This is a genomic window from Thioalkalivibrio sp. ALE28 (genome assembly GCF_000377425.1).
Taxonomy (GTDB): domain Bacteria; phylum Pseudomonadota; class Gammaproteobacteria; order Ectothiorhodospirales; family Ectothiorhodospiraceae; genus Thioalkalivibrio.
The window spans coordinates 1-1982 of the sequence record NZ_KB898120.1 but is presented as its reverse complement, the minus strand read 5'-3'; the positions used below and the strand labels follow the sequence as shown (position 1 = coordinate 1982).

At 63.6% G+C, this 1982-nt stretch carries 2 protein-coding genes; both read left to right on the top strand.

Annotated elements, in window-relative coordinates; all coding sequences use genetic code 11:
• The first annotated feature begins 84 nt into the window (after positions 1-84).
• A complete protein-coding gene (locus D105_RS0114040) occupies positions 85-1479 on the top strand; it encodes a DNA cytosine methyltransferase (protein ID WP_026280517.1) in 1395 nt (464 codons plus the stop codon).
• A 117-nt stretch (positions 1480-1596) separates the two neighbouring features.
• Positions 1597-1761 (top strand): hypothetical protein, encoded by a 165-nt coding sequence (locus D105_RS15230; RefSeq protein WP_018878813.1) that lies wholly within the window; start codon positions 1597-1599, stop codon positions 1759-1761.
• The last annotated feature ends 221 nt before the right edge of the window (positions 1762-1982 follow it).

Genomic DNA, 1982 nt, shown 5'->3' with positions numbered 1-1982 from the left:
CCGGTCGATCCATTCACTTCACCCACCACGGGGACACCGTCCCCCGTGGGGGCGGTCTGTCCCCTCCATGCAGGAGATAGACCCATGGCAACGACAGTGATTTACACGACCCTGGGCGAACGCAAGGGGACCAAGCGGCTATGGCTGGAAGGCCGCCGTCTGGCCCGGGCCGGAATCAGTCCCGGCCAGCATTTCGAGCTTACAAGTCTCGATAACGTGAAGGGCTCGCATGACGGCCTCACCCTTCGATTCACCCCAACGGGTGATCGGAGGGTGTCCCGTCGCAAACGCGGCGACCAGGAATTGCCCGTTATCGACGTGTCGGGCGAAACACTGGTGACCGCTTTTGGCGAAGCGAAACGGGTCCGCGTCGTTATCCGTCCTGGCTCGATCGAGATCCGGGTCCACCATCACGATCGAGCAACGGCTGAACGCTCGAAACGGCTTCTACAACGCCTGAATCAAGGCGAGCCGCTACGCATGGCGTCTCTGGCCCATGGTGGCGGCATTCTGGACCACGCGCTCCATCGAGGCCTGGCCGCCGCCGGTGTCCCCGTCGAGCTGGCCTTTGCCAACGAGTCGGACGGTGACTACCTGGAGGCATCGCTGGCGAACAATCCGATCTGGAAGTCGGATTCCATTGCCATCGAGGCCCCAATGCAGGACGTTGAATGGCGCAAGCTACCGGCCATCGACATCCTCGCGGCGGGGCTTCCCTGCACAGGGGCCTCCCTCTCGGGTCGAGCGAAAAACCGCTTGGCGAAAGCCGAGGAGCACGAAACCGCTGGTCCGTTGTTCGTCGCGTTCCTCGCGGCGATTCAGACCTTGCGGCCGAGTGTGATCCTGCTGGAGAACGTGCCTCAGTACGGCACCACGACCAGCATGACGGTGATCCGGTCCATCTTGAGCAGCCTCGATTACGAGCTGCACGAGACGGTTCTCGACGGATTTGAGCTGGGCTCGATGGAGCGGCGCAATCGGTTCTGCATGATTGCAACCAACCCGGAGGTGCCCTTCGCGTTCGACGGGCTGCGTGCCGTTCGGGATCGTGAGTCGTGTATCCGGGACATCCTGGAGGACATCGACCCTGACGATCCTGCCTGGAAGGCCTACAGCTACCTGGCCGAGAAGGAGGTCCGCGACAAGGCCGCCGGTAAAGGCTTTCGGCGGCAGCTCCTCGATGGATCCGAGGAAAGCCTTGGGACCATCGGGCGCGGGTACGCCAAGGCGCGGTCCACCGAGCCGTTCATTCGACATCCGAGCGACCCGGCACTCACGCGGTTGCTGACGCCGAAGGAGCATGCCCGCGTAAAAGCGGTTCCCGAGCCCCTGATCGAAGGGCTCTCCGCCACGCGCGCGCATGAAATCCTGGGTCAGTCTGTGGTGTACGCCGCATTTGAAGCCGTCGGAATGCACCTCGGGCGTGCGCTGGCAGCCTTGCGGGACTCGATGCAGCCACATCAGTCCGTCGCGGCATAACCCTTGTCGCTCCGTCCGTGCTCACCCAGCGATCTGCTGGGCGAGCACGCTTTCACCCACCACGGGGACACCACTCCCCGTGGGGGCGGTCAGTCCCCTCCATGTAGGAGACTGACCATGTTCAATCTCGCACGAATCCAGGAAGGCCTGCGGCAGGCTGGAATACTGCTGGCTGTTGCCGGGATCCTGACTCTGTTCATCGACCGCGGATTCACCGCAGGAGGACTCAGCACCGTGGTCCTGGGCCTGATCCTCTGGCTCGTGGGCTGCCGGGAGAGCTAAGATGATGCTTATGGAAGACTTCGGCGTGTTCATTGGGCTGGCACTGATCGGGATCGTGATGATCGGCGCCTACCTGATCGCCCGCCGGCAAAACCGTCGGCGCCATTGACCAACCGCCACTCCCGCCACTGGCGCGGGGTGGCGTCATTCCCGAGGGTCGCGCGCGGCCCTGGGGAATGACGGCTTTACCGCCCGCCTGAGCGTATCAGGCCCCTGAAAGC